This is a genomic window from Streptococcus zalophi (assembly GCF_016481285.1).
GTDB lineage: Bacteria > Bacillota > Bacilli > Lactobacillales > Streptococcaceae > Streptococcus > Streptococcus zalophi.
In genome coordinates this window covers 32,887-58,561 of record NZ_JAENBP010000002.1, presented here as the reverse complement: position 1 = coordinate 58,561, position 25,675 = coordinate 32,887, and the positions used below count along the sequence as shown (strand labels likewise).

At 34.0% G+C, this 25,675-nt stretch carries 29 protein-coding genes, 1 pseudogene and 1 other annotated feature; of the genes and pseudogenes, 1 reads left to right on the top strand and 29 read right to left on the bottom strand.

The window, feature by feature from the left end; all coding sequences use genetic code 11:
* Positions 1–3: 3 nt before the first annotated feature.
* The 13 genes and pseudogenes from JHK64_RS01860 to JHK64_RS01800 form a co-directional block, all read right to left on the bottom strand.
* Positions 4–1,588 (bottom strand): annotated as a pseudogene (locus JHK64_RS01860) (ABC-F family ATP-binding cassette domain-containing protein); the annotation flags it as partial.
* Positions 1,581–2,792, bottom strand: coding sequence for a CCA tRNA nucleotidyltransferase (locus JHK64_RS01855; RefSeq protein ID WP_199567305.1), 1,212 nt, complete (start codon positions 2,790–2,792; stop codon positions 1,581–1,583). The pseudogene JHK64_RS01860 and the gene JHK64_RS01855, both read right to left, overlap by 8 nt.
* Positions 2,793–2,863: 71 nt before the next feature.
* A complete protein-coding gene (locus tag JHK64_RS01850) occupies positions 2,864–3,718 on the bottom strand; it encodes a DegV family protein (protein ID WP_199567304.1) in 855 nt (284 codons plus the stop codon).
* 3 nt (positions 3,719–3,721) lie between these two features.
* The gene (locus JHK64_RS01845; protein ID WP_199567303.1) at positions 3,722–4,096 is read right to left on the bottom strand and encodes a DUF1149 family protein; all 375 of its coding nucleotides are present in this window, start codon (positions 4,094–4,096) and stop codon (positions 3,722–3,724) included.
* Between the two features lie 96 nt (positions 4,097–4,192).
* The gene (locus JHK64_RS01840; protein WP_199567483.1) at positions 4,193–5,188 is read right to left on the bottom strand and encodes an FAD-dependent oxidoreductase; all 996 of its coding nucleotides are present in this window, start codon (positions 5,186–5,188) and stop codon (positions 4,193–4,195) included.
* Between the two features lie 49 nt (positions 5,189–5,237).
* Positions 5,238–5,966 carry a tRNA (guanosine(37)-N1)-methyltransferase TrmD gene (trmD, locus tag JHK64_RS01835; protein ID WP_199567302.1) on the bottom strand — a complete coding sequence of 243 codons (729 nt, stop codon included), beginning with the start codon at positions 5,964–5,966 and terminating at the stop codon, positions 5,238–5,240.
* Complete coding sequence (rimM, locus tag JHK64_RS01830; protein WP_199567301.1) at positions 5,956–6,474, bottom strand: ribosome maturation factor RimM; 519 nt, start codon at positions 6,472–6,474, stop codon at positions 5,956–5,958. Before rimM ends, trmD begins: the two co-directional genes overlap by 11 nt.
* 127 nt (positions 6,475–6,601) lie before the next feature.
* Positions 6,602–6,841: a KH domain-containing protein gene (locus tag JHK64_RS01825; RefSeq protein ID WP_199567300.1), complete on the bottom strand. Its 240-nt coding sequence runs from the start codon at positions 6,839–6,841 to the stop codon at positions 6,602–6,604.
* Between the two features lie 5 nt (positions 6,842–6,846).
* Positions 6,847–7,119: a 30S ribosomal protein S16 gene (gene rpsP / locus JHK64_RS01820; protein WP_199567299.1), complete on the bottom strand. Its 273-nt coding sequence runs from the start codon at positions 7,117–7,119 to the stop codon at positions 6,847–6,849.
* Positions 7,120–7,226: 107 nt separating this feature from the next.
* Positions 7,227–7,844 (bottom strand): VTT domain-containing protein, encoded by a 618-nt coding sequence (locus JHK64_RS01815; protein WP_199567298.1) that lies wholly within the window; start codon positions 7,842–7,844, stop codon positions 7,227–7,229.
* Complete coding sequence (locus JHK64_RS01810) at positions 7,837–9,054, bottom strand: ABC transporter permease (RefSeq protein ID WP_199567297.1); 1,218 nt, start codon at positions 9,052–9,054, stop codon at positions 7,837–7,839. Before JHK64_RS01810 ends, JHK64_RS01815 begins: the two co-directional genes overlap by 8 nt.
* A gap of 3 nt (positions 9,055–9,057) precedes the next feature.
* Positions 9,058–9,771, bottom strand: coding sequence for an ABC transporter ATP-binding protein (locus tag JHK64_RS01805; RefSeq protein WP_199567296.1), 714 nt, complete (start codon positions 9,769–9,771; stop codon positions 9,058–9,060).
* Positions 9,764–10,945: an efflux RND transporter periplasmic adaptor subunit gene (locus JHK64_RS01800; protein WP_199567295.1), complete on the bottom strand. Its 1,182-nt coding sequence runs from the start codon at positions 10,943–10,945 to the stop codon at positions 9,764–9,766. The genes JHK64_RS01805 and JHK64_RS01800 overlap by 8 nt, the downstream gene beginning before the upstream one ends.
* A gap of 173 nt (positions 10,946–11,118) precedes the next feature.
* Between JHK64_RS01800 and JHK64_RS01795 the strand changes: the two genes are divergently transcribed.
* A complete protein-coding gene (locus JHK64_RS01795; protein ID WP_199567294.1) occupies positions 11,119–11,928 on the top strand; it encodes a PrsW family intramembrane metalloprotease in 810 nt (269 codons plus the stop codon).
* Between the two features lie 82 nt (positions 11,929–12,010).
* On the opposite strand, the gene JHK64_RS01790 is transcribed toward JHK64_RS01795, so the two are convergent.
* From JHK64_RS01790 to glmM, 16 genes are all read right to left on the bottom strand, one after another.
* Positions 12,011–13,273: a uracil-xanthine permease family protein gene (locus JHK64_RS01790; RefSeq protein WP_199567293.1), complete on the bottom strand. Its 1,263-nt coding sequence runs from the start codon at positions 13,271–13,273 to the stop codon at positions 12,011–12,013.
* A gap of 17 nt (positions 13,274–13,290) precedes the next feature.
* Complete coding sequence (gene pyrR / locus JHK64_RS01785) at positions 13,291–13,812, bottom strand: bifunctional pyr operon transcriptional regulator/uracil phosphoribosyltransferase PyrR (RefSeq protein WP_199567292.1); 522 nt, start codon at positions 13,810–13,812, stop codon at positions 13,291–13,293.
* Positions 13,813–14,031: 219 nt separating this feature from the next.
* Positions 14,032–14,928 carry an RluA family pseudouridine synthase gene (locus tag JHK64_RS01780; RefSeq protein ID WP_199567291.1) on the bottom strand — a complete coding sequence of 299 codons (897 nt, stop codon included), beginning with the start codon at positions 14,926–14,928 and terminating at the stop codon, positions 14,032–14,034.
* A 1-nt stretch (position 14,929) separates the two neighbouring features.
* Entirely contained in the window at positions 14,930–15,376 is a 447-nt protein-coding gene (lspA, locus tag JHK64_RS01775; RefSeq protein WP_199567290.1) for a signal peptidase II, read from the bottom strand.
* Between the two features lie 143 nt (positions 15,377–15,519).
* Positions 15,520–15,813 (bottom strand): 50S ribosomal protein L27, encoded by a 294-nt coding sequence (gene rpmA / locus JHK64_RS01770; protein ID WP_018369751.1) that lies wholly within the window; start codon positions 15,811–15,813, stop codon positions 15,520–15,522.
* 21 nt (positions 15,814–15,834) lie between these two features.
* Positions 15,835–16,176, bottom strand: a complete 342-nt coding sequence (locus tag JHK64_RS01765) for a ribosomal-processing cysteine protease Prp (protein ID WP_199567289.1) — start codon at positions 16,174–16,176, stop codon at positions 15,835–15,837.
* A gap of 13 nt (positions 16,177–16,189) precedes the next feature.
* Positions 16,190–16,504 carry a 50S ribosomal protein L21 gene (gene rplU / locus JHK64_RS01760; protein WP_199567288.1) on the bottom strand — a complete coding sequence of 105 codons (315 nt, stop codon included), beginning with the start codon at positions 16,502–16,504 and terminating at the stop codon, positions 16,190–16,192.
* A gap of 15 nt (positions 16,505–16,519) precedes the next feature.
* Positions 16,520–16,593, bottom strand: a sequence feature (ribosomal protein L21 leader region).
* 76 nt (positions 16,594–16,669) lie between these two features.
* Positions 16,670–17,209: a GNAT family N-acetyltransferase gene (locus tag JHK64_RS01755; RefSeq protein ID WP_199567287.1), complete on the bottom strand. Its 540-nt coding sequence runs from the start codon at positions 17,207–17,209 to the stop codon at positions 16,670–16,672.
* Complete coding sequence (locus JHK64_RS01750) at positions 17,194–18,402, bottom strand: CapA family protein (RefSeq protein ID WP_199567286.1); 1,209 nt, start codon at positions 18,400–18,402, stop codon at positions 17,194–17,196. The genes JHK64_RS01755 and JHK64_RS01750 overlap by 16 nt, the downstream gene beginning before the upstream one ends.
* A gap of 98 nt (positions 18,403–18,500) precedes the next feature.
* The gene (gene thiI, locus JHK64_RS01745) at positions 18,501–19,715 is read right to left on the bottom strand and encodes a tRNA uracil 4-sulfurtransferase ThiI (protein ID WP_199567285.1); all 1,215 of its coding nucleotides are present in this window, start codon (positions 19,713–19,715) and stop codon (positions 18,501–18,503) included.
* 1 nt (position 19,716) lies between these two features.
* On the bottom strand, positions 19,717–20,865 hold the full coding sequence (locus JHK64_RS01740) for a cysteine desulfurase family protein (RefSeq protein ID WP_199567284.1): 1,149 nt from the start codon (positions 20,863–20,865) through the stop codon (positions 19,717–19,719).
* A gap of 50 nt (positions 20,866–20,915) precedes the next feature.
* Entirely contained in the window at positions 20,916–21,566 is a 651-nt protein-coding gene (locus JHK64_RS01735) for a TIGR01906 family membrane protein (protein WP_199567283.1), read from the bottom strand.
* Complete coding sequence (locus JHK64_RS01730; protein ID WP_199567282.1) at positions 21,556–22,329, bottom strand: TIGR01457 family HAD-type hydrolase; 774 nt, start codon at positions 22,327–22,329, stop codon at positions 21,556–21,558. Before JHK64_RS01730 ends, JHK64_RS01735 begins: the two co-directional genes overlap by 11 nt.
* Positions 22,319–23,053: an acyl-ACP thioesterase domain-containing protein gene (locus tag JHK64_RS01725; protein ID WP_199567281.1), complete on the bottom strand. Its 735-nt coding sequence runs from the start codon at positions 23,051–23,053 to the stop codon at positions 22,319–22,321. Before JHK64_RS01725 ends, JHK64_RS01730 begins: the two co-directional genes overlap by 11 nt.
* Before the next feature lie 4 nt (positions 23,054–23,057).
* Positions 23,058–24,188: a radical SAM family heme chaperone HemW gene (gene hemW / locus JHK64_RS01720; protein ID WP_199567280.1), complete on the bottom strand. Its 1,131-nt coding sequence runs from the start codon at positions 24,186–24,188 to the stop codon at positions 23,058–23,060.
* Positions 24,189–24,305: 117 nt separating this feature from the next.
* Positions 24,306–25,655 (bottom strand): phosphoglucosamine mutase, encoded by a 1,350-nt coding sequence (gene glmM / locus JHK64_RS01715; RefSeq protein WP_199567279.1) that lies wholly within the window; start codon positions 25,653–25,655, stop codon positions 24,306–24,308.
* Positions 25,656–25,675: the final 20 nt, after the last annotated feature.

Below are 25,675 nucleotides of genomic sequence, written 5' to 3'. Positions count from 1 at the left end.
CTTGAAAGTTTTTTTCATCAAGATAATCTGTGTAATTACCATAAAATACTTTAATGGTATTATCTTCAAAAGCTAAGATCTTAGTTGCCACCTTATCAAGAAAATAGCGGTCATGACTAACAGTAATGACAGGCCCACTAAAACCTTGTAAAAAACGTTCAAGAACAGTTAAGGTAGCAATATCAAGATCATTGGTGGGTTCATCCAACAAGAGAACATTTGGTTTTTTAATGAGAAGTTTTAACAAGTAAAGGCGTTTTTTCTCACCCCCTGATAATTTGGAAATCAAGGTGCCATGACTTGATCTTGGGAATAAAAATTGTTCTAACAATTCACTAACACTTGTGATACCAACTTTTGTTTTAACCTCATCTGCCACTTCTTGAAGATAATTAATAAGCCGTTTATTCTCATCCATCCCTTTAATCTGCTGAGAAAAGTAACCAATTCTCACCGTTTCACCAATAGATAAATGACCTGAACTTGGTGTGATATCTCCTGAAATTAGATTAAGCAGGGTTGATTTACCAACACCGTTATCACCAACAATACCAATCCTATCTTTATTTTGAATCAATAAATTAAAGTCTGAGATAATAGGTTTATCAGGATAGGAAAAAGAGACCTCCTCAAAAGAAATGACTTTTTTGCCAATTCGTGTGGTATCAAAATTTATTTCTAAATTGTCTGATGCCACATCATTTTTTACTTCGTTTTCTAGTTTTTCAAAACGATTTATCCGAGCTTGTTGTTTTGTTGCTCTGGCTTGAGGTTGAGTACGCATCCAAGCCAACTCTTGTTTGTAGAGTTGTTTTTTCTTATGGAGGCTACTAGCTTCTCTTTCATCTTGTTCTGCTTTTAAGCGAACATAGTCTTGGTAATTGCCTTGATATTCTGTTAACGAAGCATTGGCTAATTCAAAAATACGAGTTGAGATGGCATCTAAAAAATAACGGTCATGGGTGATAAATAAGACTGTTTTTTGACTATTTTTAAGATAGTCTGTTAACCAAGAAATGGTATCAATGTCAAGATGATTGGTTGGTTCATCAAGTAATAACAAATCACTATCAGATAAAAGCACTTGAGCTAGTTGAACACGTCTTTTGAGACCACCAGATAACTGTGAAATGGTTTGATTGAGATTGTTAATACCAAGTTTTGATAGCACAGTTTTAACATCACTTTCGATAGACCAAGCATCAATGGCAGTCATTTCAGACATGACTTTTTCTAAGCGTTCTTGATTATCATTAGAATAATCCATCATCAGATCTTCATATTCTTTGATTAATCTCATTTCTTTTAGGTCTTCTGATAAAACCGTATCTAGCACTGTTTTTGAGTCGTCAAAAACTGGATTTTGTTTAAGATAAGCTATTTTATAATCATTGGCATGAGAAAAAGGAGAAACATCGCCATCAAAACCTAATTCTCCAGAAATAACTTCTAAAAGAGTTGTTTTTCCAGTGCCGTTAACACCAATAATACCGATGCGATCAAGTGGATGAATCATAAAAGAAATTTTTTGAAAAACTGTTTTGTCACCAATCGTTTTAGTCAGATTGTCTACTAAAAAATCACTCACTTGCTAATCTCCTTTCAACAAAACTTAAAATAGCTTTTTCAGTATTATCCAAATGGCCAGCAACAATCTGACGTTCAATATCACTTAATAATTTTCCAAGTTTAGGACCTGGTTTTAACTGATACAAAGTCATAAGTTTACTACCATTCACAACAATTTCTCTTTTATCATGAATTGATAGTTGACCATCCAATTCAGACACTTTGTCATAATTAAATGATAGTCCTTTTGCTTCACGCAATGATTCTACTTGGTTAATGATACTTTTTCCAAAACGATATACATCCTGTCTTGAAATGTCACGCTCAAGGCGAATCTGATAAACGGCTAACAGATTTTCTACAGATTTTTGGAACTCATTTGAGGTTTTCCATTTTTTTAGAAAGCTCTTAATACTTTTTACTTGAAGGCACATTACGAGATTTGCCCAAGCCTGTTCAGAAGTTTCAAACTGAAAACTAGGCGTAAGCTCATCAAGCATTAATTGTAAGCTTTCTTTACTATTTTTTAATTCAGGCAAAAAGTGATAAACATCACTTGAAAGCAATTGTTCCAATCCTTTTCGCCAAAAAGGGGCCATTAATAATTTATCAAGTTCGATAAAAATGCGTTCAACTGAAATTTTTTCTAGTAGATTGGCATTAGCCATCATGGCAGAAAATGTTTTTTCTTCAATGGAAAAACCAAGACTTGAAACAAAACGTAAGCCTCTCATAATTCTTAAGGCATCTTCGTTGAAACGTTCCTTGGCATCACCAACTGCACGTAATGTCTTTTTTTCTAAATCCTGTAATCCGCCAAATAAATCAATGACTTCTGAGTCATTATTTAAAGCAAAAGCATTAACGGTAAAATCTCTTCTTTTCAAGTCTTCTTTGAGAGAACGCACAAAGTGAACCTGACTTGGCCTACGGTAGTCAACATAAGCTTCCTCGGTTCTAAAGGTTGTTATTTCATAAACCTCATCCTCCTCAAGAACTAAAACAGTACCATGTTCAATACCGACATCAACAGTTCTTGAAAATATTTTTTTGATTTCTTCAGGATAGGCACTTGAAGCAATATCAACATCATGAATTGGACGTTCTAAAATAGCGTCTCGGACACTGCCACCAACAAAATAAGCATCATACCCAGACTCTTTAATCTTAGACAAAATAGGTAAAGCCTTCTGAAATTCAGAAGGCAACGTTTTTAATCTCATCATTTTTCCCAACTAACTTTTAATGACTAAATAAATGCGTTACAATAAAAAGATTATTAGTAATAATTCTTTTACTTATACTTAGAAACAGGAGAAAATGCAATAGCAACAGCACCTTTTCCTAAATGAGCAGCAATGACGCTACTAAAAGTAGTAATTGACACTTCACCAGAAAAATCAGAATTTAAAAGTAATTCTTTTAATTTTTCAGCCTTTTCTATAGCATCTGCATGCACAATGGAAACATCAAAATGATCATTTGAAGTGGCTTCATTTAAAATTTCAATGAGTCGATTGTGTGCTTTTTTCTCAGTTCTAACTCTCTCGTAAAGCTCTAAAATTCCATTATTAAAATATATAATTGGTTTAATACTTAAAAGATTACCAATTAAAGCAGAACCATTTGATAAGCGTCCACCTTTTACAAGATGATTTAAATCATCAACAACAACATAAGCACCTGTCTCAGGAATTTGTTGTAATAAATCAGCTTCAATAACTGAAAATGGTTGACCAGCTTCATAAGAGGAAATGGTGTTTTCAACAAGCATTCTCAGAGGAAAACTAGATGTTTTAGTATCAGGAAAACGAATCGTTAAATGATTATATTCATCGACTAAGTAGTGAATGTTTTGATAAAAACCAGAAATTCCACTTGATAAAAACAGACCAATGACATGAGTATAATTTTCTTTTGAAAGATAAGCCAACACATCATCCAAATCAGAAAGGCTTGGTTGACTGGTCGTTGGAAAGTCTTTAGCAGTTTCTAATTTTTCATAGAACTCATCAATCTTTAAATTCTTACCTTCTATAAAAGTTTCATTATCAATAATAACGGGTATATCTAAGACAAATACATTATCTTTCTTCTTAAGACTTTCAGCTAAATTAGCAGATGAGTCTGTGATAACAGCTAATTTCATTGATTAAAACTCCAAATTCAAACCAGCTCTATCAAGAGCAATCTCTGATACTTCATAAGTTAATCTTTTAAGAATGTCAAGTAGTGGAGAAGCCAACTCTTTAGCCTCTTCTTGTGAAAATTCATTTGGTTGATTAATAATGCGGTCTTTAACCAAGTTTAACTGTGAAATCATCCCACTAATAACAAATTCTTCTTGAACGATAATAAATTGAAGTGTTGAAACAATAGTAGTTTGTGTCTTCTCCATATTTTTTTCAACTAGCTTAAACTTTACTTCGACTGCTGTTTCAGGTGTCCCATTTTCTTTTTCCCACTCTATATTGCGAGCATCATAGTGATATTGGTTCACGAATTCTTTTTGACGAACAATTTCCATCTTTTTCTCCTTACTAACAATTACTACTTATTATAGCATAATAAAAGTAGTTCTTAAAGTTATTACCTAATATTGTAGATTGGTTAATCAAATCAATTAATCGTTGATTAGACTAGTCGAGTGAACCACGCGATTGTCTCTATCTGGGTAAATAAGTTTAATAGCTTGACTAACGGCTAAGGGGGCTTCACCAAAACCAGTAGCAATAAGTGAAAGTTTACCGTCATAGGTTGCTGCATCACCAACGGCAAAAACACCTTCTAAAGTAGATTCAAAAGTCGAAGAAACCTTGATGCTTGTCCTTTGACTATCAATAGGCCAATTTTTAAGATTTTTATTTGACGTTGTAAACCCAAAACTAACGATTAAATCATCTAATGGTAGTCCAAGTATTTGATCATCTTTAACTTTTTGAATATTGAGTTGACTGATATTACCTTCTTTAGCTTCAAAGGAAACAGGAATAAAAGGCGTTAAAAGCTTAACAGTTGATTTTTTCAAAAGCTCAACACTATGTTCATGAGCACGAAATTGATCACGACGATGAACAAGAGTAACACTCTCTGCTATTTTTTCTAATTCTAAAGCCCAGTCTACTGCTGAGTCCCCACCACCACAAATAACAATATTTCTATTTTTAAATTGATTAAGCGATTTGACGTGATAATAAAGGTTTGTTTGCTCGTAGTTTTCTTCGTGAGCTAATCCTAATTTTCTTGGTGAAAAAGCACCATTGCCACAAGCAAAAATAATTGTTTTTGAATGATGAGTAGCTTTTGACGTTTTGATGATAAAAACATCATCTACTTTTTCAAAAGATTGTACTTCCTCTTTTAAACAGACTGTAACTTTGTCTGATACTAAATCTAGCTGTTTGATAAGGTTATTCACCAATTCCTTACCTTGAATAGTAGGATAGGCTGGAATATCAAAAATATTTTTCTCAGGGTATAAAATAGCAGGCTGACCACCTAATTCTGATAAACTTTCAATGAGTTTAACACGAACACCACGTAGGCCAGCATAAAATGCCGTGAAAAGACCTACTGGACCTCCACCAACAATTGTAATATCATATGCATTTTCTTTTATTATCATTATTTCTCCATCAAATGTATTTAATAGTTATTATTTAATTAATTTAGTCAGATGAATGTGATTCTTCTTTAATTTCTTTTAGCAACAGTTTTTCTTCTTCCGATAATGAATAATTCTTCAATAAATCAGGACGTCTCTGATAAGTTTTTCTTAGACTTTCTTTTAAACGCCACTTTCTAATATTTTCATGGTGACCACTCATTAAAACATCAGGAACTGTCATCCCTCTAAAATCATAAGGACGAGTGTATTGTGGATATTCTAATAAACCTGAAGAAAAACTATCTTCTTGATGACTAGCTTCTTTACCAATCACATCAGGAATCAAACGGACAGTCGCATCAATAATTGTCATTGCTGCTAATTCGCCACCTGTTAAAACAAAATCTCCTAGAGAAATTTCATCTGTTACTAATTTCTTGATGCGCTCATCGTATCCTTCATAGTGACCACAAATAAAAACCAGCTTTTCTTCTTTGGCTAATTCCTCAGCATAAGATTGTGACATTTTTTGACCAGAAGGATCTAATAAAATAACACGTGCATTATCAGTATCGATAGTGTCCATAGCATCAAAAATAGGCTGAGCTCTAAGAAGCATACCTTGACCACCACCATAGGGTTCATCATCAACATGTCTAGCTTTTTCGGCATTATCTCTAAAATTATGATAATCAATAGTAAGTAAACCTTTTTCTTGAGCTTTACCAACTATTGAATGTTCCAAAGGGGCAAACATCTCAGGAAATAAAGTCAAAATATCAATCTTCATCGTCTAGTCCTTCCAAAATGTCAACATCTACTCTTTTATCTGGAAGATTAACTGATAAAATAACAGAAGGAATGTAAGGTAGCAATAAGTCTTTTTTTCCTTTTCTTTGAACCACCCAAACATCATTAGCACCAGGTTGTAAAATTTCTTTAATCACACCAATTAATTGATTGTTTTCATAAACTGATAACCCAATAATTTCATGATAATAAAATTCATCAGATTCAAGAGGTGTTAATAACTCTTCAGCTATTTTTAAATAAAAATCTTTAAATTTTTCAACCTCATTAATATGATATAGTCCTTTAAATCTAAGAATATCAAAGTTCTTATGTTGACGATGGCTTGCCACTTCAAGATTTCTCACAAATTGATTATTTTTGTCAAAAAGTGCCAACTGGCTTCCAACTCTATATCTTTCAGAGACAAAGTCTGTCACACTCAAAACACGTACTTCACCTTTTAGACCTTGAGTGTTTACAATTTTACCAACGTTAAAATAATTCATAGCAACTCCAATTATCTTGTTTTATTCATTCTATCATTTTCGATTATAATAAACAAGATTAACTACTGATATGATAATATTATAATAATAACTTAATTAATCACAATAAAAAGCAGTAGACAAGCTACTACTTTTCATCGATAACAATTCTAACTTTTTTACCTTGTGTTGGGACGGAATAGACAATTGATCTTATTGCTGTAATTGTACGCCCTTTTCTGCCTATAATGCGACCAACATCATTTGCATCTAAATCAAGATGGTACTCCAAAAATTCAGGAGTATCTTCAATTTTGATTGAGAAATTTTCTGGATGTGAAATAAGAGGTTTCACAATTGTAATAATAAGATTTTCTATTGTATCCATAGGCCTTACTTCGTAAATTTAGAATCGTGGAATTTTTTCATAATTCCAGCTTTTGAGAAAATGCTACGAACAGTATCAGAAGGTTGTGCACCTTTAGATAACCAATCAAGAACACGCTCTTCTTTAAGTGTTACTTGGTTTTCTGCTAAAAGTGGATTATAAGTTCCAACTGTCTCAATAAAACGTCCGTCACGTGGTGCACGTGAGTCTGCAACGTTGATACGGTAAAAAGGTTTTTTTCTTGAACCCATACGAGTTAAGCGAATTTTAACTGCCATTTTTTCTCTCTTTTCTTTATTGTTTTTAATATTATAACAAATATTCTTCACTTATTATAACATAAAAAAAATAGGTGTCAAGAAAAAATCTTGACACCTTTAAAATTTTAGAAAAAATCTTTAAATAAATGACCACCATAAATCCAAAAGTAACTGTATGCAACAATAGAGAATGGTTTAGTAATTAAAATAATAGTTATAAATTTACGATAACTCATCTTGGTTAGTCCGGTTACCATAACAAGTACATCAGCAGGCGATACTGGAGATAGCATATTTAAGATAAAAAAGTATTCATAAGTTGGGCTAGATAATTTTTCTTCGTAGTAATTCAATTGCTTTTCCTTGGTGAATAATAAGATAAATTTTCGACCATAGGTTCTAGTAATCGTAAATAAAATAATACTACCGATGATAATACCAATGTAGTTGAGAATAAAGCCAACAATTGGTCCGAAAGCAATAAAGCCGACAACCGTTGTCACACCTCCAGGAATAATGGGGATAATAACTTGAACAATTTGTATAATGAAAAATAAAATTGATCCCCAAAAAAGGTGCTCTTTTATCATTTGTGCTAAGGCATCTGGATTGTTTAAAATATCCAGTCCTTTAACTAGATAAATAACAAGTCCAATTGATAAAATAATAGAAATGATTCCTAAAACATGGAAAAACTTTTTTAATTTTTCATATTTTTCTTGCCTTCTAGTTAGCTTACTCATATCTTAAAGCCTCAATCGGATCTAGCTTACTCGCTTTATTTGCTGGAAGAATACCAAAAATAATACCGATAAATGCAGAAAAGAGAATACTACCAATAGCTACCGTTAAAGAAACACTAGGATGCATATCAGGCAATGATTGGTCAATAATGGCTGTTGCTAAATATGCAATGACTAAACCAATCAAACCACCAAGCATGGTTAATACCATAGACTCAATTAAAAACTGGGTTAAAATATTTCCTCTAGTTGCTCCTAAAGCTTTTCTAAGACCAATTTCTCTTGTTCTTTCTGTAACAGAAACTAGCATGATATTCATGACACCAATACCACCAACCAATAGCGAGATACCAGCAATTGAGCCAATAACTGTTGTCATAACGCCAAAAGCTTCATTTATATCATTTAAGACTTCTTCTAAGTTATAGGTTTTATAAAAACCATTTTGTGCACCCGATAAGTTGGTTAATTTTAGCCCAGCTTCTTCACCTAGAATCGAAGCATTTTGAACATTATCAACATGGATATAAATCATTGAAATATCTTCTACATTAAATTCAGCAGATAATTGAGTATTAGCCATAATAGCAGCTCCATCAGTTGGAATACCCATAACCATCCCAGATTCATCAACTTGTTCTTTGTAAATACCAACAACCAAATAAGCCTTATCACCCACAGAAACCACTTGGTTTAGAGCATCTTCTGGACTATCAAAAAGTTTTTCTGCTAGTTTAGTATCAATCATTATAATACGAGAAAATTTTTGAAAATCAATCATTTGAAATGAGCGACCTGCTACAATTTCCAATTCTTTCACGTCGAAATAAGTTTGATTGACACCTGTCACATTAATACTTTCAGCTTTTTTTGATTTAAAATCGATAGTTTCGGTTGTCATGTTGGTAACATAATAATTATCGATTCCTTCTGTTTCAGCAACTATTTGTTGTAACCACTCCTCTTTTATTTGAGGGGGTTTGTAGTCTTCAAAATTTTCTTTTAATCCATCAAGCGAATCTGGTTCATAGTATAACTGAATATCTTGTTGTTCAGATGTAAAAATACTAGTGACTTGTTGTTTCATCCCTTCACCAAGTGCCATGATAATAACAACTGATGTTACACCGATAATAATACCAAGCATGGTCAAAAGAGACCTCATTTTATGGCTCAAAATGGAAGTCAGAGCAAATCTCCAATGTTCCATAAATTACTCCTCCTTCACTTCTTCTTGTTTAGTCCATTCTTCAACAATTTCACCATCTCGAAGAACAATGGTATGCTTGGCATAAGCCGCAATTTCAGGTTCATGAGTAACCATGATGATTGTCTTACCTTCATTATTTAAGGTAGTCAATAAGTCCATGATTTGTTGACCTGTTTTTGTGTCTAAAGCACCAGTTGGCTCATCTGCTAAAATCAAAGATGGGTTATTAACAAGTGCACGGGCTATAGCAACTCTTTGTTTTTGACCACCCGAAAGTTCAGATGGTAAGTGGCCTCTTCTATCTGACAATTCAACTTTTTCAAGGAGTTCTTCAGCCATTTTTCTACGTTTTGTTGAAGAAACACCAGCATAGATAAGAGGGAGTTCAACGTTTTGAACAGCATCTAATTTTGATAGCAAAAAGAATTGTTGAAATACAAAACCTAATTCTCTATTTCTAACTTCTGCTAATTTTTTCTCTGATAAATCATCAACATATTGGCCATTTAATTCATACTCACCTGATGTTGGTCTATCAAGTAAACCAATCATATTCATCAATGTCGATTTTCCTGAGCCTGATGGACCCATAATGGCTAAAAAATCACCTTTTTCAACAGTTAAATCAATGCCCTTTAAGACTTGTAACTCTTCATCACCATTATGGTAACTCTTGATAATCTTATGTAATTTAATAAGGGTATTTTCTTTACTCACTTGGCTTTTCCTCTACTTCATCATCATATGGTACAGCGATGTCACCATCAATGGTTTGACCATCTTTAAAATCGTCCCAAGGGAAGTCAACAACCACTTGACCAACCTCTATACCACCAGTAACTTCTTGATAAATGGCATCCGCCTTTCCAATGGTTACCTCAACCTTTGAAATTTTGCTCGTGTCTTTATCATAAACCCAAACATAGTTTTTATCTTTTTCAGTAACAATAGCAGTCACAGGAACAAGTTTATTTTTCTCATTATTAACAACTTCAATACTTACCTTGAAGCCTTGTTTTAAACTATCTGCATTGCTAGTGAAATTAACTTTAAATGGATAAGTTGAAGAATTTGAAGATTGTTCACCAACTCCACTAGCAGTTTCTGTTGGATAGTTTGAAACATAATTAATCTTACCGGTAAATGATTGATCTGGATAAACTTTTGATGTGATTTTAACATCTTGATCAACTTTAATATTGGCTAAATCATATTCAGTTAAATTACCCTCAACTTGTAATTGTCCTTCACTAACGATATGAATTAGAACTTGTCCACCTTGTTTTGAAGGATTAACTGACGTATTCACTTCAACCACTGTCCCACTAACGTCACTGATAATAATTGTTTGATTAAGAGCTTCTTGTGCTTTGTTAACAACTGCTTGAGCATCTGCATAAGCATCATATAAGTCATTGAGCTGACTGTCTACAGATTTTCCAGAAACAGCACCTTCTTCTCCCTCAAGAGCTTGAGCACTAGCTGCACCAGTTCTGACTTCTTCAATTTGACGACCAACTTTATTTAAGGCTCTAACAGCTTGATCATATTGTGCTTGAGCTTCTGTAGTGTCATATTGCAATAATTTTTGTCCAGGCTCAACGGTGTTACCTACTGCAACATCAAAGGAAGCAACCTCACCTTTAGAAGGATCATAATAAACATATTGTTCATTAAGAGCTTTCACAGTTCCTGACAACAAGGTACTTGAAGCAATTGAACCCTCGGTAACTTCTGCTAGTGTATAAGGAGGCTTTTCATTATTGTCAGCTACAGAATTTTGAGAATTACTCCAAAAATAAGCTACTAGAGTGACTACTAAAACTAAAATTGGCAATAAGATAAAAAGAACTTTCTTTTTTTTAGACCCGCCTTTACTTTTTCTTGACATATCCGTCTCCTTTGTATTGTTTATTTAATACAAGTATACTTTTTTTAAAAATAAAAGTCAAACATAAATTGATAAAAATAGTAAAAAAATTTATACGTTAATTATCTTTAGTCACATTGACAAAAAACTAAGATATTGCTAAACTGTATCTTAATCTATTAAGGAGAAAACAAATGCCAATTTTAACTAATAAACAAAAAATAGCAGCTTCTATCTGGCTTTTTTTAATCGTCTATGGAATTGATTTTGAATTATTCCCTCTAATAGGCTATGATGGTTCAGCAATCAATCAAATCATTATTCTTTTTAGCACTCTCTTGCTAGCTATTTATATTATACCAATATCCCTAGCCATAAGGTTTTTAAAAAAACAATTAAATATTCCTAATAAACTCCTAATTGTTTCTATCATTTCAGGAGGACTAATCACTGGATGGCTTTCTAGTATTGGAAATGGACTTGCCTATTCAATATTGCAGACATTTGGTTTTAATAGTGTCTTTCTACAAGACTGGGAAGCAGCCCTAACAGCACCTTTTGTCGAAGAAGCTATCAAAGCTTTAATGGCTTTTGCAATTCTTTTCTTTTTCAAAGCTTTTAAAAAAGAAACAGTTTTTATGACTGGTCTAACAGTTGGCTTTGGTTTTCAAATAGTTGAGGATTTTGCCTATATTTTAACAGATGCTTCTGAACAGATTGACTACACAATTGGTACGGCTCTCTCAAGAGTTTCTGGAGCTCTGTCGTCACATTATCTTTACACCTCCGTTTTATGTTTGGGCATTTTTCTATTAGTAACAAAGTCACAAGAAATACCCAAAAAGAAAATATTGACTTGGGCTTTCTTACCAATTTTTCTTCATTTCTTATGGAATTCACCATTAAATGTTAGTTCAGTTGTTTCTGCTATTTTAGTAACAGTCGCTGTCTTTTTATTTATCGATGCTCTAACATTTGTCTATCCAAAACCAAATCAACAATAATAAAAAACTTCTTAGATGACGATTGTTAAAATAACAGTATCATCTAGGAAGTTTTTTTATACTTAATCGTATGCTAAACTAATTAATCATTTTCTGGTAGGATTTGATAAAGTAAAATTCCAAAAATGGTTGAGACTGCAACACCTGGGATGTGAAGCCAAGGTGTTTGAATAATCAGACCACCAATACCTGAAATAAGAATAACACTTGTGATAAAAAGATTTTTTTTATTATCTAAATCTACTTTTGACTCAATCAATATCTTAAGACCACTAGCACCGATAACACCAAAAAGAGCTAATGAAATGCCTCCAACAACTGGAGTTGGGATAGAATGAATTAAAGCAGAAATTTTACCGATAAAACTGAGAAGAATGGCAAATACTGCTGCTCCTGCAATCACATAAACAGAATAGATTTTATTAAGGGCCATGACACCAATATTTTCACCATAAGACGTTACTGGCGGTGCTCCAAATAATCCTGCAAGAACTTGAGCGAGACCATCACCAGCTAGGGTTTTATCAAGACCTGGATCTTTAAAATAATCTCTTCCAGTTAAACTGTTTAAAACCATGACATGACCGAAGTGTTCAGTCATTGTGACAAAAGCGATTGGTGCCATCGTTAAAATGGCACTAGGATAAAATTTTAAGCTATAGGTTAAAAATGGTATATTAAAGGCTGGTAAACTAAACCAGTTAGCAGTTTGCACTTCAGTAAAGCTGACAATTTCTTGACCTGTTACCAAACCAAATAAAAGCGAAAATAAATAGCCTGAAATAAGTCCTAACAAAATTGGAATGACACCTATAATACCTTTCCCAAAGATATTAAAGAGAATAACAGCAAATAAAGTAAACAAGCCAATAACAACATAGCTAACGTTATATGACCCATCTTTTAACATGACGTCATTAACCGCAACAGAAGCTAGGCTAAGTCCAATAACCATAACGATTGGACCAACAACAACAGGCGGTAAGATTTTGTCAATCCAGTCATTTCCTAATTTTCGAACGATAAGGGCCACAGCAAAATAAACTAGACCACCAGTAATTGCCCCTTGTGCGACTGCTCCAATCCCATCTGTTTTTAGAAGAGTTTGCATGGCGCCAATATAGGCAAAACTTGATCCCATGTAGGCTGGAATTTTATATTTCGTTACAGACAAGTGAGCCAAGGTCCCAAGACCACTTGAAAAGAGTGCAACCGCAGGATCAATACCAACAAGTATGGGTACCAGTACCGTTGCTCCAAACATCGCAAAAAGATGTTGAAAAGATAAACCTACAAGTAAACTTGGTTTTGGCATATCATGAACGTCGTATCTCATTTCTTCCATTATTTATTATCTCCTTTTTAACTTGGGTCATTTAGAATAATTGCATCTTCATTATCAACTTCAGACATTTTAACAATAATTTCTTCTGTTGAACTGGTTGGGATATTTTTACCAACATAGTCTGCTCGAATAGGCAATTCCCTATGGCCACGATCAACAAGAACGGCCAAAGCAATTCTAGCAGGACGTCCTAAACTAACTAAGTTATCAATCGCAGCACGAATGGTGCGACCAGTGTAGAGAACATCATCAACTAAAATAACATCTTTATCAGTGACGTCAATTGGAATTTTTGTAGTATCTTCTTCCACCTTGATATCATCTCTAAAAGCTTTGGTATCAATTTCACCTACAGGGAGAGAAATACCTTCTAACTGATTTAATTTCTCTTGTATCCTTTGTGCAATATAAACACCACGTGTTTTTATCCCTGCTAAAACAATGTTGTCAAGGATTTTATTGCGTTCAATGATTTCATAAGTTATTCGCGTGATGGCTCGTTGCATCGTGATATCATCAACAATTTTTTTGCTTTTCACCCTTTGTCTCCTTTTTTCTATTAAAAAAGTCTCCTTTTTCAAGGAGACCACAGAAAAAATCTAAGCATAAGGGGACCTATGCTTTTTTTATGCTCACCTTGATTGCCTCACGGGACAATTTTAAAGGATCTTATTTTTATAAAAGAATATCACATTATCTAACTTTTAACAAGTCTTTTTTTATTTTTTTATAAGAAAACATAAATGTGTTGAATGATTCTAATTATTTAAATCTCTTAGCTGTTGTAAGGTCTTTTGGAAAATTTCAGGTGGTTCAACAGAAAATGTCATTGTTTTTTTGGTTTTTGGATGAGTAAAACCGATGGTTTTAGCATGTAAAAATTGTCCATGACCATTTAGTGTTTTTCTTGGTCCATATAAAGGATCTCCAGCAATAGGATGACCAATATAAGCCATATGAACTCTAATTTGATGAGTTCTCCCTGTTTCTAACGTCAAGGACACTAAAGTATAATCCCCAAATCTCTCTAAAACTTCAAATCTTGTCAGTGCAGGTTTACCACCTGTTTTGACTGCTTGTTTTTTACGATCTTTGTCACTTCTTGCAATAGGTGCCTCAATAACACCACGATCGTTAGGAAGATTACCATGAACAATGGCCAGATAATGGCGATAGGACTTCTTGTCTTTTAATTCTTGTGCTAGTAATTGATGGGCATTATCATTTTTAGCTATCATTAATAATCCAGAAGTATCTTTGTCAATCCGGTGAACAATGCCAGGTCTAATGACACCATTAATGCTTGATAAATTTTTAATATGAAACAATAAAGCATTAACAAGTGTTTTTGATGGGTGACCATGAGAAGGATGAACAACCATTCCTTGAGGCTTATTGACTACTGCTACATCGTCATCTTCATAAATAATTTGGATAGGAATATCTTCTGCCACATATTCTAAAACAATCTCTTTGGGAATTTCGTAAGTGACCACATCACCGATCTTGACAGCGTATTTTGGCTTAACCTTTTTATCATTAACGGTAACAATACCCTTTTTAATTTCTTCATTGGCTTGTGCACGTGACAATTCAGTATAATCAGCAAGTACCTTATCTAGACGATGACCTGCTTCTTTGATGATTAATTTCATTTTAATTTTCTTTCCATAATGCTAAAACAAGAACAAGGACACCGACAGTTAAATAAGAATCAGCAACGTTAAATATGGCAAAATCCATAAAATCCAACTGAATCATATCAACAACATATCCTAAACGCAAACGGTCAATAAAATTACCAATACCGCCTGATAGAATTAATAAGAGTCCTATTCGAGTGATGATTTGATGATCTTTTGACTTAATAAAAAAGCGAGTAGCAGCCCCAAGAAAAGCGATGGTTATCACGAAGAAAAACCATTGCTGATTTTGAAGGATTGAAAAAGCAGCCCCGTAATTTCTTAAATAAGTTAAACTAAATACACCAGGTAAAAATGCTTTAACCTCACCAAGAGAAATATTAGAAACAATCCATAACTTACTCAATTGGTCTAAAATAATTAGAACAATACCTATACTAATAAAATGTATTTTCTTCATTTGGTCTTTTAAAACCTTTCTTTGACAGTCTTTTAAAAATATCTGACATTATTATACCATAAGATAACTATTGAAAAAATGTCAAGTTTTAAGTAAAGAAAAAACTTTCTCTAAAAACAGAGAAAGTTTTTATTAGTGTCTTATTATTTTGCAATTGGATAGACAGAAACTTGTTTTTTGTCACGTCCTTTACGTTCGAAGCGAACAACACCTTCAACTTTAGCAAAAAGTGTGTCATCTCCACCACGTCCAACGTTAACACCTGGATAGATGTGTGTTCCACGTTGACGGTAAAGAATTGAGCCGCCAGTAACAGTTTGTCCGTCAGCTGCTTTAGCTCCTAAACGTTTAGATTGAGAATCACGTCCGTTTGAAGTAGATCCTCCACCTTTTTTGTGGGCGAAAAGTTGCAAGTTAGCAAGATTCATTTTTAACATAATGTTATTTCCTCTCTTTTGTTAGTTTGTCATGACGCTTGTTTTGACATATTCTGGGGAGTCCTCAGAAAGTTTTGTCATCCCAAGTAGAAATGATTCAAATAAAAGTTGAATGATTTCTTTATTAGGTGTGGTGTCAAGATTTGAAAAATCAATAATCATCTCACCACCCGTAATATCATTAATACGATACTTTGGAATATAAGCTGCTAAATGCTCTAAAGAATTAATCAAATTAACTGATAGAGTAGATACAGCTGCACACATGACATCGTGGCCATATTCTCCACTGGCAGCGTGGCCCATTATTTTAATGTTAACAGGATCGCCATTAGATAATTTTGATATGGTTGCTTTAATCATGTGTTATTCCTTTTTAAGCGTTGATGGCTTTAATGATAACCTTTGTATATGGTTGGCGGTGACCTTGTTTACGGTGACTACCTTTTTTAGGTTTATATTTGAAAGTAACAACTTTCTTTTGTTTACCTTGTTTTTCAACAGTTCCAACAACTGTTGCGCCAGATACTAATGGTGTTCCAACAACTGTTTTTTCGCCACCAACAAGAACAACTTCGTCAAAAGTAACTTCTGCTCCTGCTTCAACGTCAAGTTTTTCAATGTAAATCGCTTGATCAACTTCAACTTTAACTTGTTTGCCACCAGTTTTAATGATTGCATATGTGCTCATGATGCACCTCCTATAATTTTTGTGAAGACTCGCCTTGTATTGTGAGATTATATCTACTTAAAACAATAGTCGCGCGGTTGCACGGGATGTGCATTTAGTCAACGTTACAATTTTACCACTATTTCTAGTCTTTGACAAGGGTTTTAAACGATTATTCTTATTTTTTTAATCAATATCGATAGGAATAATACCATAAGATATTTTTCGAAGCATTTTTTTGAATTCTCCCATATCAATCTCACTACTAGTTGACAATAGTTGATACTTTTCACCCATTTCATAGTAAAAATGTGGCATCAAATGATAACCATTTTTCTCATAAAAAGCAAGACGATTCAAACGTTCTTGGTAATTATCTGCTTCTTCATCCATTTCTTCAATGGCTAAAACAACTGGACGACCTTTTGATGATGATCTGATGGTATTTAATAAACGACTGCCATAGGATTGATTGCGATGTAAGGGATTAACTGCTAAAAATAAGAGAAAAACAAAGTGTTTGGAAAATATAATATAAGATAGGCCGACAAATTTATCATCATCATAATAAGCAATAAACTCAATATCACGTCGGTAAGCATTTAATAATAAAGGGAGATAGGGAAATCTTTCAACTTCTGGAAAGGCTGATAAGTATAATTCTTTAACATCTTTAGAGACTTTTGAAAATAGAGTCACTTTCTTTTGGATTAATTGCTCGGCCATTTTAAATCCACCAATTCATTCATTTCTTTATAAGCTAAATCAACTTTTTCTTTCATCGCATCATCTATTGTATCTCTATATTTGCCACCTGCGATGAAATCTTCCAAAATCAAAACACGATAATCACGATATTCATAACCTTCTATACCATACTCACCTTTTCCCCAAGACCATACTTGTGTAGGATGAGCTTTAGCTGTTTTAATCGTTGTTTTATCACCTTTCTTTTCAAAGGTAACATCCATTAAAACGCCACGTTCTGTCCAGATATCATCAACAGTCTCAAGACGTTGATTTGAAATAAAATTACCCATCGAATAGATGATTAATTTATTTTGACCATCTTTTTCAACAATTTCTGAAGGTTCTGTCACGTGAGGATGACCTCCAAAAACAACATCTGCTCCCCAATCAATCATTTTATGATAAAGGTCAATTTGTTCTTGAGTTGGTTCTCTTTGATATTCAACGCCCATTTGTGGCATGATAATAGTGACGTCAGCTTTTTCTTCAGCTTCTTCAATTTCAACTTGCATTTTTTCTTCATTTAAATCGGACAAGTGTTTTTCGTATTCCTCTTGAGTCAAGTTGGCTTCCATGCCATTATAACCATAGGCATAAGCTAAAATTGCAATCTTTATCCCATTAACTTCCTTGATGAGAATATCTTCTGTCTCGCGATTAGTTTTATAAACACCAACTGAGTCAATACCTTGTTCTTGAAAGACATCAACTGTGTTAAGTGCACCAGCTAGTTGAGAATCAAGAATATGGTTATGAGCTAAATCAACTACATCATAGCCGACACTTTTTAAATTTTCAGCAATTTCACTAGGGGCATTAAATAAAGGATAACCGGCTAGTGGAAAGTCTGGACTTATCGTTCCTTCATAGTCACCAATCGCTAAATCAGGGTCACTAATCCAACTTTTAGCATATTCAAAATAAGGTGTAAAATCATAACTATCATCAGATTTTCTAGCACTAGTGTATAAAATATCGTGTAATAAAATATCACCATTAGCCACTACTCTAGCTGTTTTCACTGAGTTATCAGTTTTTTTTGTTGACTTCTCTATGGGTTTTGTTGATGTTAATTGTGAACGATTAATCAGGATACCCAAAAAGGTAATTGCCAATAATGATAAGACTGATAATAGTAGTAATAATGTTTCTCTTTTAAATTTAAACATACCATTTTCTCCTTACAACTATTATACTCTATTTTACAATACTTGATAAGTAAAAATAAAAAACTAGAAAAAGATCTTCTTTTCCTAGTTTTTCTTTTTTAGAGAAAATCATCAATCAGTTGTGACAGATTATCTTCTTCCACTTGAGGAGTGATTTCAATAATCTTCATATTAGCTACTGCACGCGCCACTAATCCTCCCACATCAAGACGCTTTTCATAAATTTCAGCCTTATTTACTTTTGGTGTTGTCTTAGGATGATCTGGTGCAAAAATAGTACAACAATCCTCAAAAGGTTGGATAGAAACATCAAAAGTATCAATTTTTTCAGCAAGTTCAATGATTTCAAGTTTGTCCATGGTGACAACAGGTCGAATAATTGGTGTTGACGTCACTGCATTGATGGCTTGCATACTTTCTAACGTTTGACTGGCTACTTGGCCAAGACTTTCCCCGTTAATGATGACTAGACCATGACGTTTTTCTCTAATAGCATCAGTAATTCGCATCATAAAACGACGAGTTAAAGTCATAAGGTAAGCTTCTGGTGTTTTATTTTTTATTTCTTCTTGGATTTCAGTTAAAGGAACCTCAATAAATTGAATATTGCCTCCAAACTTAACTAATTTTCTAGTTAATTCATGCGCTTTTCTTAAGGCACCTGGGCTTGTATATGGTGGACTAGCAAAATGAACAACCTCAATTGACACCCCTCTTTTAAGCGCAAGATAGCCTGCAACGGGTGAGTCAATACCGCCAGATAACATCAACATGCCTTTACCAGACGTTCCAACCGGTAGCCCCCCAGCGCCTTTAATATTTTCATGGGATAAGTAAGCTGCTTCATCTCTGATTTCAACCTTCAAATCAATATCTGGTTTTTTCATTTGAACCTTGATATCAGGGATAACGTCAAAAACAGCATCTCCTAAAACTTGATTCAACTCACGACTATCTAACTCAAAGTCGTGGTCGCTTCGCTTACTTGTAATTTTAAAAGTCATCCCTTCTTGATAGATGTGTGTCATAACATCTTGAACAGCTTGTTTGATCGCTGGCATTTCTTTTTTAACCTTATAAGAAGGTGAGAAAGCCTGAATACCAAAGATTTCTTTTAGAGATTCTGCTACTGGTAGATAATTTGTCCCATTTAAAAATACATGAGCCCGATCACGATCAGCTGTGACCTTGACCATAGGATAAATTGATAACACATCTTGAATGTTTTTCTTTAATTTATTGATGAAACGCATACGGTTTTTACCCTTAGTTGATAATTCACCATAGCGAATCATAATTTCTGAATATTCCATTCTAACCTCTCACTTTTTCCATTTTTTCATAAATATGGTTGAAAACTGTTAAAAACTGTTCCACTTCTGCCATATTATTACTATCATTTAGACTGATTCTTACAGCTGTCTGAGCTAAACTGGTTTCAACTCCCATACTGATTAAAGTCCCTGCAATTTTACCTGCACGTGATGAACATGCGCTTGTCGTTGAGAGATAGATATCATGTTCTTCAAAGGCATGTACCAAGACTTCTCCTCTAATTCCTTTAATACCAAAAGTAAGGATATGGGGTGAAAAATTATCCGTATTTTCTGAGAAGAGAACGACATCTTTATTTTTTACCAATGCTTGGTAAATAGTCTCTTTCATTTGTGTTAAACGTTGATTGACTGTGTCTCTTTGTGCCATGACTAAACGAAGGGCTTTTGCCATAGCAACAATCGCAGGCACATTTTCAGTTGTGCTTCGTAATTGTCTTTCTTGTCCTCCACCTGATAGAAGCGGTGATATCATCTTACCATCTTTTTTATAAATAAAACCAACACCACGCATGGCATGGAATTTATGACCAGAAAAGCTAGCATAGTCAACACGTTCAGGTAGAAAGACACTTGTATCTATTTTACCGATAGCTTGAACAGCATCCACATGAAAAGAAATTTTTGGCCAAGCTGTTAAAACTTCAGCAAGTTCTTGAATGGGTTGAATAGCGCCAATTTCATTATTAACAGCCATAATAGAAACTAAAATCGTATCTTTTCGTACCATTTTTTCCAAATGCTCAACAATAACAAATCCTTGTTTATTAACTGGCGCATAATCAATCTCAAATCCAAGTTTTTCAAGTGCTTTGGCTGATTCAGTCACTGCTGGATGTTCAATGCTTGAGATGATAATGTGTTTTCCAAAACTCATCTTTTCAAAAGCAACTCCTTTAATCACCCAGTTATCACTTTCTGTTCCACCTGATGTGAAAAATATCTCCTCAGGCTTCTTACCAATTAATTCTGCGATTTGCTTTCTTGAAGCTTCTAAAATTCTTGAAGCTTGCGAGCCTAGTTGATGTAAACTAGATGGGTTACCAATAATTTTTTGGGAAACGTCTTGATAGGTTTTTAAAACTTCTGGATAAGGCATTGTCGTTGCCGCATTATCAAAATAAATCATGTCCTGTCCTTTCATGGAAATAGATGGCTAGTAAAACCATTTTCTTAAAATCATTTCTTTGACCTTTGGGAGAGCTTATTAGAAAGAGAACGTCTTGCCATCAAATAAAAAAGAAACATGATAGCTTCATAGAGAATAAAAAAGACGATAAAACAAGCTAGGAAAAACTCTTCTGGCAGTATTAAAATCACAGGATCTGTAGCTGGATTAAATAACCATGATGAATCCCCTGGAAACAAAAGCGTGTGAAAGAGTGTAAAAAAATTGTCAAAGCTGATAAAAAAAGCAAAACCAGCTACTAACACCGGTAAAATAAGAGCAAATAAATAGTATCTTTGATAATACCATAACCTTTGTTTTTTAAGAGCTTCTTTAAAAAACGATAAGCTTGGAAGAGCTAAAACGATAGCGACTGCTTGTGCGAGATGAAATAACCATTTAACATCAAAAAAGTGTTTAAGTCCACTTTCAGAAGTTGGAAAATCAGGCATCAGCAACTCTAATTTTAGAGGATTGGTCAAAAAAAACATTAAATCATTAAAATTACTTGTAATTCTTTTAGCTGGTAGAGCGACGATATCTCCCAGACTAAAATAGTCAATGGCTAATGGATAACTAAGCCAAACCAAATAAATAGTGACTAAAATCGCTAGTGAAAGTAGCCAGATGATAGAAAATAGGCTTAATATTTTATTTTTCATCAAACGACCACTCCGCTAAACTGTTTAATACAAAATCAGGTTTGATAGGTAAGCTACTAATCTCCTCAGGCTTGGTAAAACCAGTTGTCACTAAAAGACTTGCAATGCCGTTATCAATAGCAGCGCGAATGTCTGTCTTATAATTATCGCCTACAACAATAGCGTCTTTTTTGTCAACATCTAAAATTGCTAAAGCTTTTTCAATGATGATAGCTTCAGGTTTTCCAATAATCGTTGGTTTAACACGTGTTGCTGCCTCTAAAAAGGCTAAAAGAGCTCCTGCACCTGGTTGTAATCCTTTTTCAGTAGGAATATTTAAATCAGGATTCGTACCGATAAAGGTGGCTCCATTTAAAATAGCTAGTGTTGCAATTGAGAGTTTGTCATAATCGAGTGTCCTATCTAAACCAACCACTACGTAAGCTGGGGTTTTTGTGTCTTCAATATAACCAGCACCATAAATGGCTGATTTTAAGCCTTCCTCACCTAAAACATAAGCTGTTTTTTCTTTTCCTAAATCATTCATATAATCAAGTGTGGCTAAAGAGGCCGTATAAATTGTTTCTAAGCCTGTGTTGATATTGAACTGTTTAGAAAGCATGTCTTTGATCATTTGAGGAGTTCTTGTTGTATTATTGGTCAAGAAAAGATAGGGGATTTGTCGTTCTTGTAAGTGATGAACAAATTTTTCCCCTTCAGGAATCCGATTTTTACCTTTATAGATTGTGCCATCAAGATCGATGATATAAGCTTTATAAGTCATTTTTTCTCCATTCGATAATAGCTTGGGCATGAACAGCGTCATGATATTGTATTTCGTGATAGGACGTATTGTCATTAAACTGAACTTTTGAAGAAATCGCCCCTTCACCAGTAATTTCTTTTAAAAAGCGTAGATTAATCTGTTTTGGCGTATGCTCTTTCAAAAATTCAAATGAAAGACTATCATAGACCCAATTGAGGTATTGGCTATTAGTCACATGACCATTCAAATCATAGTCAAAAAACGTGATAGGCAGTTGCGTCTCTATGCTCTCATCGAGTTTTGGATATTTGGGACCCTTAAATCGTTTTTTTGTTCTCTCAGATTCATAAGGAGCTACAATTTCGTCTACTACAGAACTCAATTTTCTTGTTCTATAGTCAATCAAGACAAAACTGCCCATAATTGTTAAAAGAAGGTTGCTATCTTGGTCAAGAATTTTGAATTGACGATAACAAAAATAGTGATTATAACTGAGTGCTTGCGTTTCAATGGTAATTTCTTCATCATAATGTGGAAGACGATTAATGGTTATATCATAGTCAGTAATCACCCAAACCAAGTGATAATCAGCAAATATTATTTGATCAGAAACACCAAGTTCTTTTGATTGGAGACCAGAAACATAGAGACATCTTGCAAGAAGATGAGATAATTTCATATTTTGGTTAAGATCAACATCATAAAACGGTACACGAAGAGATACACTGTATTTTTTCCCCATAATATTACTCCAAAATAAATTTCTCTGCAACACTATCTCCAAGAAATAGTCCTTTTTTCGTCATCCTCACTCGATCGCCTGTTCGTTGCAATAAGCCGTCTTGGTAAAGTTTTGAAACAACGTCACCGTACTGTTCTTCAAAAGAAAGATTAAATTTTTCTTCAAAGCGTTTTATTGAAACCCCTGATTTTTTTCGAAGCCCTAAGAAGAGTTCTTCTTCTATTTTTTCTTTTAAACTGAGGACTTCTTCTGTGACTCTTGTTGACCCTTCTTCAACAGCGTTTAAATAATGTCTAATTGGTCCATGATTTTTATAGCGAATCCCATCAATGTAACCTGATGCACCAGCCCCACAGCCGTAATACTCATCATTATTCCAGTACATCAGATTATGTTGACTTTGAAAACCGGGTTTGGAAAAATTGGAGATTTCATAATGCTCAAACCCATTGTTTTCCATCTCAGCGATAATATAGTCAAACATTTCTGCTTCTAAATCCTCAGTAGGCAATGGTAACTTACCACGACGCATTTTGTTCATAAAAACGGTGTGATTTTCAAGAATCAAACTATAAACACTAAGATGCGGAATGTCAAGCTTGAGAGCTTTTGCGACATTTTCCTTAACATCAGCCATGGTTTGATTAGGAAGCGCATAGATTAAGTCAATCGAGATATTATCAAAACCTGCTGCTTTTAAACTATCAATACTTTCGTAGATTTGACTCTCATTGTGTCCTCTACCAATTTGTTTCAAGTGTTTATTATTAAAGGTTTGAACACCCAAGGACACACGATTAACACAAGAATTTTTCAAAACAGCAATCTTATCTTTTGTAAGGTCTCCAGGATTTGCTTCAATGGTGAACTCTGATAGCTGAGAAAGATCCAAATGCTTTTGTAAGTGTTGTAATAGATAATCCAGCTGATAAGCATCGATGGCAGTTGGCGTTCCCCCACCAATATAGAGCGTTTTTAATTTTTTAATGCCATAAGAATCAAATTCACGAATAAGAACCTTTAGATAGTCATCTACAGGCTGATTCTTTATAAAGACTTTAGAAAAATCACAATAATAACAAATTTGTGTACAAAAAGGGATATGTACGTAGGCTGACGTCGGTTTATTTTGCATAGGACTATTTTAACATTTTTAAATGATAAAAAACAAATATCTTTTCTTATATAGCTAATCACTGTCTTTTAAGGAAACTAATGAGTGAAAAATGCATCGCTTAAACGATGCATTCTTCTAAATTCCTATTTCAGCTTTAACAACTTCTGCAATAGTATCAACATAATAATCCACTTCTTCATGTGTTGGTGCTTCAGCCATCACACGTAAGAGTGGTTCTGTGCCACTAGGACGCACTAGAATACGACCGTTACCAGCCATTTCTTCTTCCATCTTTTTGATAATTTCTGAAATAGCAGGCACTTCCATAGCCTTATTCTTCATTTGGTTTTCAACACGAATGTTAACCAATTTTTGAGGGTAAATGGTTAGTTCACCAGCCAATTGTGACAGTGATTTTCCAGTTTCTTTCATAATTTTAGTTAATTGGATTGCTGTCAATTGCCCATCTCCTGTTGTATTATAATCCATGATAATGACATGACCAGATTGTTCACCACCAAGATTATAACCTGACTTTCTCATTTCTTCGACAACATAACGATCGCCAACAGCCGTTACAACTTTATGGATATCTTCTCGATCGAGGGCTTTATGAAATCCAAGGTTAGACATAACAGTTGTTACAATAGTATTTTTGGCTAATTCACCTTTTTCATAAAGGTATTTACCAATAATATACATGATTCTGTCACCATCAACAATCTCACCTTTTTCATCAACAGCAATTAGTCGATCACTATCACCATCAAAAGCTAAGCCAATAGCTGACTGACTTTCTATAACAAGTTTTTGAAGGGCTTCAGGATGAGTTGACCCAACACCATCATTAATGTTTAAACCATCTGGCTGTTCACCAATAATTTTAATATCAGCATTTAAATCTAAGAAGATTTGACGTGCTGAGGTACTTGCTGAACCATTAGCCGCATCTAGTGCCACTTTCATTTCTTTTAAGTCAACACCTGTGGAAACAAGGAATTTTTCATATTTTCTTAAGCCTTCTGGAAAATCAACTAATTTACCAAGACCTTTTGCACTTGGACGAGGAAGAGTATCTTCTTCTTTATCAAGTAAGGCTTCAATTTCTAATTCTCTCTCATCGTCTAATTTAAAACCATCACTACCAAAGAATTTAATCCCATTGTCTAAAGCAGGATTGTGGCTGGCAGAAATCATAACGCCAGCACTGGCGCCTTCTGTTCTTACAAGATAAGAAACAGCAGGTGTTGCTAAGACACCAAGTTTATAAACTTCAATACCAACTGATAAAAGACCAGCAACTAAGGCTGATTCAAGCATTTCTCCTGAAATACGTGTATCTCTTGCTACCAAGACTTTTGGTGTCCCTTGTTCATGTTGACTTAGTACATAACCACCAAATCTACCCAATTTAAAAGCTAATTCAGGTGTTAATTCAACATTCGCCTCACCGCGAACACCATCTGTTCCAAAATATTTTCCCATAATAATCTAGTGATTACTCA